Annotated in this window: 3 protein-coding genes; all 3 read left to right on the top strand. The window is 69.1% G+C overall.

The genetic code is table 11. The features are described 5' to 3' along the window. Positions 1-61: 61 nt before the first annotated feature. The 3 genes from OEB96_RS02560 to OEB96_RS02550 are packed head-to-tail and all read left to right on the top strand — an operon-like array spanning position 62 to position 8,795. Positions 62-6,775 carry a hypothetical protein gene (locus OEB96_RS02560; RefSeq protein ID WP_266213806.1) on the top strand — a complete coding sequence of 2,238 codons (6,714 nt, stop codon included), beginning with the start codon at positions 62-64 and terminating at the stop codon, positions 6,773-6,775. A gap of 4 nt (positions 6,776-6,779) precedes the next feature. Continuing rightward, positions 6,780-8,321 (top strand): hypothetical protein, encoded by a 1,542-nt coding sequence (locus tag OEB96_RS02555; RefSeq protein WP_266213805.1) that lies wholly within the window; start codon positions 6,780-6,782, stop codon positions 8,319-8,321. A 57-nt stretch (positions 8,322-8,378) separates the two neighbouring features. Then, entirely contained in the window at positions 8,379-8,795 is a 417-nt protein-coding gene (locus OEB96_RS02550; RefSeq protein WP_266213804.1) for a hypothetical protein, read from the top strand. The last annotated feature ends 37 nt before the right edge of the window (positions 8,796-8,832 follow it).

Raw genomic sequence — 8,832 nt, 5'->3', positions numbered from 1 at the left:
GTCGACCGAGGCGCCCAAGGCGAGCTCGGGCGCTGCTGCGGGCTCCCCCGGGCCCCTGACCATGCTCGTGGCCAAGCACCGCGATGCCGCCAAGCGGTACACCGTCCAGCAGATCATCGACGCGCTGGTCGAGGCCGAGCGGCTCGGTGTGGGCGAGAAGCTCGCGCGGTACTTCCGCGCGACGCTCAAGGACCAGGACGTGCAGCGAGCCTACGGTCGGGCGCGGGGGATCGTGGCGTTCGAGCGCGATGGTTGGCCTCCGTCGCCGCTGCGAGGGCCGACCTACGGCGCGCAGGACTTCGGCGGACTCCTCGAGAGCCTGGATCACGAGCCGACGGTCGCGCAGCTTCTCGCCGAGCTGCGGGCCTTCCCCGAGCGCATGCAGCCGATCGCGGGTCCTCGCCACTCCAACTGGTTTCGGACGCTCATCAAAGAGACCACCAACCTGCTCGGCAACCACCACAACGAGTACGAGCGAAAGGTCGCGCAGGGGCAGGCCGCCACGCCCGACTTTGCTCGCATGGCGATGGAGGTTCTCGTGGCGAAGGCTGCGCGGAAGCTCCACGAGCTGCGGCAGGTGCAGGACCCCGCGCTCTACGATCCGAAGTCCGACCCCAAGGACGTCTACCCGCGGCTGTGCGAGATCGACTCCGAGACCGCGCGGAAGGTCCTGGTGGACGTCTTCGAGATCGACTTCCACCCAGAGGACGAAGAAGACGAAGCGGCCGAGCTCTGCAAGGGCGAGATCACACTCGAGACCCTGGCCGAGGGAGCCGCGCAGCGAGCAGAGGAGGAGCGGAAGCAGAAGGAGCAAGAACGAGCCGAGCGCGAGGCCGACGCCCTCGAGCTGCTGAAGGTGCACCGGGAGGCAACCTCGCGCGGCGAGGTCACCAAGGGGCGCTTCAACGCAGCTTACTGGCGACTGCATCCCGGGTTCGAGAAACCCGCACGCAGCCGCCGAGCGCTGGCCGTGGCCAAGAAGGGCGAGCAGGTCTTGGCGGTCGTTCGCGGTCCGATGGACATGGCGTTTGGTGTGAGGCTGCCCGCCGGGACCGACGAGCAGGCCGCCATCGCGGCGCTGATGCGCCAGGTCGCGCAGGAGGCGGGCGAGGCCGCGGCGGGCGAGGTCGCGACGCCCGGCAAGACCACCAAGACCAAGTCCACCGCGAAGGCCGAGCCCACCACCCAGGTCGATGTGGAGGCGCTCGCCAAGAAGCTCGGGGTCGGTGACACGGCGCTCAACGGCAACGAGATCCAGCCGATCCTGATGGAGGCCGAACGCCAGGGCGTGGGGCAGCAGATGGCCCAGCTCATCGCGAAGCGAGACCTGCGTTATCCCGACCAGGTCAAGATCGACCTCGGCCACGCCCGTGGTACGGTGGCGCTGGAAAGCGGAGCATGGCCGCCCCCGCCGCTACGCGGGGCCGTGTACGGCAAGCACGACTTCGAGGGGATCATCCTCAGTCTCGGTGATCACCCGTTGGTCGTCGAGCTCCACCGCGAGGCCAGCACGTGGGCCGAACGCATGGAGCCGATCACGGACGATCGCGCCCGGCACTGGTTCCCGAAGCTGCTGGACCAGGCCCGGCTGGTCGTCCACGACCACCTCCATGTCCCCCTCGACCAGATCCGCAAGGGGAACACGCCCGCCACGCCGGAGCTCGTAGGCAAGCTCCGCGACAGCATCCTTCGCGACGCGAAGAAGCTGCTCGAGGATCTCCGCACCGCGCTCGATCCTTCGCTCTACGACCCGAAGTCCGACCCCGAGGTCGTCTACCCGCGGCTGTGCAAGATCGACTTCGAATCGGCGCGCGGGGTGATGCGGGACGTCTTCGGGGTGAGCTTCGAGGACCGATACGAAGCCCTCAACCTTTGTCGTGGCGATACGTCGCTCGACGAGGTTGGCCGCAAGGCCCAGGCGAGGAAGGAAGACATCGAGCGACGAGAGGAGGCCCGGCAAATCGAGCGCAAGGCGGACGCGCGTGACCTGCTGGCGGTGTACCGCACGGCGCAGAAGCTCGGCGAGGTCAGCCGCAAGCGCTTCAACCTCGCCTACTGGCGGCAGCACCCCGACTTGGGCCCATCGCAGCGTGAGAGCCGAGCCCTGAACATCAGGACGCGGCGCGGCGAGACCGAGGTCATCGTGCGAGGTCCGAGGGAACAAGGGTTCCACATTCCCGTGCAGCCGAACGCCGCCGAGCCCGAGGCGATCGCCGCCGCGATGCGGGAACTCGAGAAGGTGGCCAACCAGGGAGCTGCGCCCGCCCGAGCAGCCAACGCAGAACCGGCACCCGAACTCAAACCCAAACCCGCTCCCGACCAACCCGAGGAAACGACGGTCGCCGACGCGGCCGAGGAGGAACCCATGGCGGACGAGAAGGACACACCGCGGGGCGAGGCGGCCCCGGGCAGCTTGTGGTCGGTCGAGGAGGAGGGCTTCGCCCTGACGGCCCCACCCGGCGAGGGCAAGCGCGTGCAAGTGCCCACGGGGCATCAGCCGGCGCTGTTCGACGCGGGCAAGCCCGACCCCGCTGTGCTCGAGCGGATGCGTGCCGAGGAACTGGCCGAGCGCCGGGCGAAACGACCACCGCCGGATACGTCGGATCCGCTGCTCACCCAGGCCACGAGCGAGCGCTCGGCCGACGACGAGGGCCGGGCAGCGCCACCGGCACCACTGCCGACCGCTGGCGTACGCGCCACACCACCGACCGACGACGAGAACCAGGCACCGGCCACGCCGATGATGCGCATGGGTCCTTGGGTCGGTGAGATCCAAACCGTCGCCAACCGCATGGGCGACGAGGGGCGGCACGGTGACGACTTCGTGCTCATCTCCGCGGTGTGGAAGGCCGTGAAAGACCAGCCCTTGCTGGCGGGCCCATCCCTCGATGCCTTCAAGGCACGGCTGGTCCGGGCCAACCGCGATGGATTGCTGCGCCTGCACGGGGCCGATCCCAAGCGAGCGATGGATCCCGAGCGCGCGCGCGAGTCGGAGATCCGCGACGGCAACGCCACCTTGCACGTGATCGAGGCGACGCCGCCCGTGCGACCGCCGGCCCCCGCTGGTCGCCGACACCCCTTCGAGCCGTTGGCTTCCACCCAGCGGATCCCCCGAGGCTTCATCGAGCGTCAGGTTCGCGCCGTCCTGACCAACCGGATCGCCGACGACGGCCCCAACGGGGTCTCCGAGTTCTCCACCAAGCACGAGCCCCGCCACGTTCGTGTCATCAAGGAGATGGCCAAGCGCGGCGTCGTCAAGATCGTCACGGCACCACGTGGGTACGTGCGCATCATGGCCGGTCCGAAGTGGGGGGCAACGGACGAGTCGAAACCGAAGCCCCCGGCCAAACCGAAGCCCACGCCCAAGAAGGCCAGTGGGTCGAGCTCGAAGCGGAAGGCCGCCCGAACCCCGAAGGCCACCTCGCCGCGTGACGCCACCGACACCACGATCCGGGAGGGAGGCATCGTCGCCTTCCAGCACGAGGAGTCAGGCTCGACGACTCGGTTCGGCGTCGTCGTTCGCCTCCTACCCGGCCATCGCGCTGCGGAGATCCATGCACCCCAGTGGTTTCCGCTCACCGGAATCCGCGCGATCCAATCCGGCGGTGACCCGGAATTCCAGCCGAGCCTCAAGAGGTACTACCTCGACGAGCTCACCAACGTCAGACGACCGGTCCCCGGCGACATCGGTGCCGATGGTCTGCGACTGATCAAGCGCTCGACCAAGGACTGGGTCGACCTCCGACCCGTGGGCGGTGGTCCCTCGTGGGATGCGTTCGTGGCCCTGCGCAACCTCGGGCTCATGCACCGCACCAAGGACGTCGACCTCGGCGGCCAGGACGGCGACCACCCGGGCCCGCCCTTCGTGGTGGAGCCCACCGACCTTGGCCAGAAGGTGCTCGCGAGCCTCGATCCCGCAGCGGTCAACCTCGCGACGCGTCGCTACGTGCCCTCGCGCCACCCAAAGATGGGGCCCGTGTTCCCCATCGGCGAGGACTTGGATGGGCCCGATGAGAACGTCCGGTTCTACGTGCTCGAGGACTCCTTCGTGCCCACCGACGAGAGCCGCGGGTATCCGATCGGCAAGGTCGTGGCCTACGACGACTACGGGAACTGGCGTGTGCTCGACGGGTTCACCATGGGCCCGCTGCACGACGACCCCGAGTGGGAGGACGAGTACGCCTATCTCGACGAGCAGGCGGCCCGTGCCGCGTTGAAGCCACAACGAGACACGACGGGCAGGGCCGACGTGTCGAAGACGCCCCGCAAGGCAGCGGGCGAACGGCAGGGGAGTTCGACGACCAAGGGCCAGAGCCATACCGCGGCACGCGGATTGACGACCAACGCTCCCGCGGCGAACGACCGGCCCACGCCGCCGAAGCCCCCAGTCACCATCACGCCGATCAAGCTCTCGCCCGACTTGGCCCGTCGCGTGAGGGCCGAGCGAGCCAAGCTCCACACGATGCCGAAGCACCAGGACCCGAGCTTCCGGCCGGTGGTGGTCGTGGCGTGGAAAGGGCGTCGTCGACCGGACGTGTTCTCGCGCTACCACACCGAGCCGCTCGGCGCCCTCGTCACCGTCGACGGGCACTACGACCGCGCGCAGATCGTGGCCGAGCTCGAACCCCCCTCGGGCCCACCGAAGGGCGGGGGCAAGGGGAAGCCGAAGGGCGAGCCGCCGAGGCCGTCGAGCACCGGCAGCTCGAGCGAAACGAGCCCTCCGCCGCTCGACTCGTTCGAGGAGGATCTCATGCGGTCGCTGCTCGACCAGGGCGACAGCGGGATCGAGCCCGACAACATCGACGAGTCACGCGCGCTTCAAGGCATGGCGGGCCGCGGGCTGGTCGAGAAGACGGAGGAGAACCGCTACCGCGCGACTCCGCTGGCGCGGCTCGAGTACGTCGACGTCGCGACCGGAGTGCCGACCGATCCGAACGAGCCGGGCACGCTCTCGACCGGACGGATCGTCGCCGACATCGACGGCGAGACCGTAGAGGTCGACGAGGAGGATCTCATCGGGCACGGCACCGATCCCGATCCTCGCAAGCGGCGGTATCGCTTCGATGTGGACAGCCCCGCCGATTACCCGGGCCAGGCCCAGGCCATGAAGGCGGCACGCAAGACCGCAGAGGCCAAGAAGGGCAAGACCAAGAAGGGCAAAGGGGCGTGGACGGGACTGCGCCACACATTCGACTCGCCTGCCGAGGCGGCGAAGATCTTCTACGACCACAACGAGGACTTCTTCGACAACGTCATCGACCCGTGGGACGGCCTGCGTGACTGGATGGATGGCATCGAGGTTCGCGTGGGCAAGGGGCACCGCAAACTCGCCAAGTTGCCTACCGGACAGCGGATCCTCGGGGAGAAGCACGCCTCCCGGGCGATCCGCGGCGCGCTGGCGTACATCATGGGCAAAGCCAGGGGGCGGCAATGGACGCAGGTACCGTGGGCCCAGATCGAGCGGTTGGGCGAGGCGCTCGAGCGGTACTTCGAGACGCCGAGCTCGGGACCGGCGGTGGCGGGGATCTACTGGCACCCGTTCACGGGCAAGGTACGCGCGGAGGATCTCGACGCGATGACGCCGGAGCAGCGCGCGTCGCTCCGGGAGCAGGAGAGCGCCAAGGAGATCAGTGAGCAGCTCGACGAGCTGAAGGAAGCCTACGCGCGTGCCAAGGACTGCCTGCCCAACAACCTCCAGCAGGTGATCGAGCGGCGGGTCGAGCAGTGGTCGCGCTGGGTCGAAGACCCGTCGAAGATCCCCGGATACGCGTGCGCGCCGGATCCCGACACCGCCGGCTATCTCTGCAACTATCCCGCCGTGGCCGGCGAGCTCCGCCAGTTGCGGAGCTCATGCGAGGACGCGTACGACCCCAATTGGGCGGCGAAGGAGAGCAAGGAAGGTGCGCCTGGGTTCCCGGACACGAGCCACGGCGAGGACGAGGAACTCCCGCCGCCCACGGCGTCGGCCAAGGCGTGCTGCTCGCGAGAGACACCCAAGGAGGAGGTCTGCAGCGCACCCGTGTGCCAGATCGCGGCGGGGCTGAAGGAAGAACCGAAGGCAGACACGGCCACGGACGCTCAGACCGTCGAGGCCACCAAGGAGCCCATGACCAAGGCGGCGCCCGAACCCGCAAAGCCCACGGGCAAGGCAGGCAAGCCCTCCAGCGAGACCAGCAAGCCACCCACGAAGACTTCGACGGCCAAGAAGGCATCGCGCTCGGCCACACAGAAGGCCACCGCCACCAAGCCCACGCCCAAGCGCAAGCTCACCGCGGCCGAGCGCCGCAAGGCCCTCGCCGAGCGCAAGAAGGCGGCCGAGCAGCGCCGCAAGCAGACCGCCGCCGAGCGTCGAGCCCAGCGCTTCCAGTGCTCCGCCGCAGTCGCCATCAAGCAAGCGGAGGCGATCGACACCACCTCCTACCGCCGCCGGGTCGAGGACGCCGCCGCCGCGATCAAGAAGGCCGAGGAGCACGTCAAGCACCACGAGCGCGACCTCAAGACCGCCATGCGCGAAGCCGACGCCGTGATGCGCAACCGCAAGGCCATCCCCATGGATCGCCAGGTCGCGCGCCGCAAGGTCCGCGAGGCTCGCTGCCAGCTGAGCGTGGCCCAGGGCACCCTGCGCCAGCGCAAGCGCGACCACCAGCGAGCCCGGACCGAACTCGAGCGCGCGCTCGGTCGCGTCAAGCGGCGCGAGGCGGTGGCCGCCAAGCGGTTCGAAGAGACCAAGAAGGCCCAGGCCCAGGCCGCCACGCTTGCCAACGGTCGGAGGTGATCCGGTGCTGCTCCATGACGACGATATGTGGCTCGGCGTCGACGACTCCTGGACGTCGCGGGTAATTTCCCCGGCTCTGCTCGACGCCGCCCGGGGCGACCGTTCGCTGTGGGCCGACATGGGCCCGCGGATCTCCGGCTTCGACAGCAATGCCCTCGTCGGCGCCCGGGCCTGGGCTGCGGCCGAGCGGACGGCGATGTTCTTCCAGGGCACGGGCGCGCTCGGGCTCCCGGCTGAAAACCTCACCTCGGTGGTCGACGCCCTCGGTCCGCTGATCTTGCAGCCGCCCGACGACCTCGACGAGCTGTTCGACCGCCTCACCCGGACCGCAGTGGGCATCGTGGTCGACGCGCTCGCGGCGATCCCCGTGGTGGGGGCCATCGCTCGCGCGATCGGCCAGATGGGCTTGATGCTGTGGGATCTCGCCAATCGACCGCAGGAGCAGGTGCGGGAGTACCTACCTCCGCCACGGGTCTACGAGCGAGATGAAGAGCAGTACGTGATGAACTCCCAACTCCTGCCCGCGCTGTCGACCAACGACTGGACCCGCCTCTTCCTGCCGAGGATCGGCAACGCCCAAAGGATCATCGAGATCGAGAACGGCTGGCTGCTGGACTCACTGGAGGGTGGCCAGGGGTTTGGCTTCATCCCTGGCACGCAGCAGGTGAGCAGCGCAACGCAAGCCTTCTGGCACAAGAAGTCGAGCCGCCCCGGCGGCTCGCTGGCGTCCCACCAGGACATCGGGGACTTCTACCCGGGCCCAGCCCAGCTCATGACGGCGATCGACCAGCACGTTCAGCGCCCGGGGGCCGCCATGTGGTCCGTGGCGCCGTCCAAGGTCCGTAGCGCGTGGCGAGACCACGTCGACGCGGTCAAGAGCTTTGCCTACGAGGCGTACGTCGGCCGCGGCATCAAGGGCACCGGCCTCGACAAGCTCAACGACGAGCACCGACGCCTCATCGTGCAGCAACTCCTGGCCCCGCTCCACGTCGTGGAGCTCGATGGCGAGCTCCGCCGTGGAATCCTAGCCGCCAACTCCTGGACGCCCAAGAACCCGCCCGATGACATCGTGGAGGCGTTCGTCGAGCCGTGGTGCGACCGTCTCGCGCGGCGGCAGGACCGGTACCTCGAGACGATCGCGGTGGCGTACGCCGATCCCAACAGCGCCGCGTTCATCCACGACCCCAAGCTACGGGACAAGCTCCACCAGATGCGAGCGCTGCTGCTCGAGCATCCCGCGCGGCACCAGGTCGACCAGCGCGACGTGATCGATCCCGAGTACCGCACCGCGCTGTTCGATGCGACGGTGGCCGATCAGCTCAAGGCACCCACGGGCCCCAGCACGCCCGCCGACTCGACCTCACTGGGGGAAACCGACGCCGAGCCCGAGCCCCCCGTTCCGCCTCAGGGCGGCGCGCCCTTCCACGTCGTGGCCGAGCTCGCGCCCGGCGGTGGCGGTGGCGATGGCTTGGTGCTGGGGCTCGGCGTGCTGGGCCTTCTGTGGGCAGTGCGTGGGACCAAGCGTCACCGTCGGAGGAGAGCATGAGCGACTCACTCGACCCGAGGCATTCAGCCAGGCGGAGGCGCTGTGAAGCACGTACCGGTGAAGCTGGGACAGCAGTACCAGGATCTCGACCCGCGACGGGGCGAGCGCGTGGGCACCGTGGTGCGGTTGCAGGCGCATCACGTGACGCTGGCGTGGAGCACCGCGCACAGGACGACGGTGGCACGGCGTCACCTGGAGGCCGGCGGCAGCCGGGGATACGTGCTGATCGCGGACGCCAAGACGGCACGGGCACCCAGCCCGACGGACTGCATGCCCACGACCACAGCGCAGCAGCGGGCGCGGCACGACCAGGACGGGGTACCGCTATGGCGATGCCTCGCGTGCTCGGCCGTGGGGCGGCTGCGGCCCCCATGGCGGGTGCTCTTGTGGACGCAGGGGCCGTGGGCCAAGCGGAGCACGGTGGTGTGCTCCGACGCGTGCCACCGATGGGTGAGACGAGGCGGCAACGGCTGAGAGGTCGCCGAACGCTGCACCCCAGGAACAAACCCGA

The organism is Paraliomyxa miuraensis (genome assembly GCF_026337845.1).
Lineage (GTDB): Bacteria > Myxococcota_A > Polyangia > Nannocystales > Nannocystaceae > Paraliomyxa > Paraliomyxa miuraensis.
Note: the sequence above shows the minus strand (reverse complement) of the source record. Positions and strands in the feature narration are given on the sequence as shown.

Excerpts from the sequence above, each read along its gene's own strand:
- OEB96_RS02560 (WP_266213806.1), top strand. The coding sequence starts at position 62 with ATGCTCGTGGCCAAGCACCGCGATGCCGCCAAGCGGTACACCGTCCAG.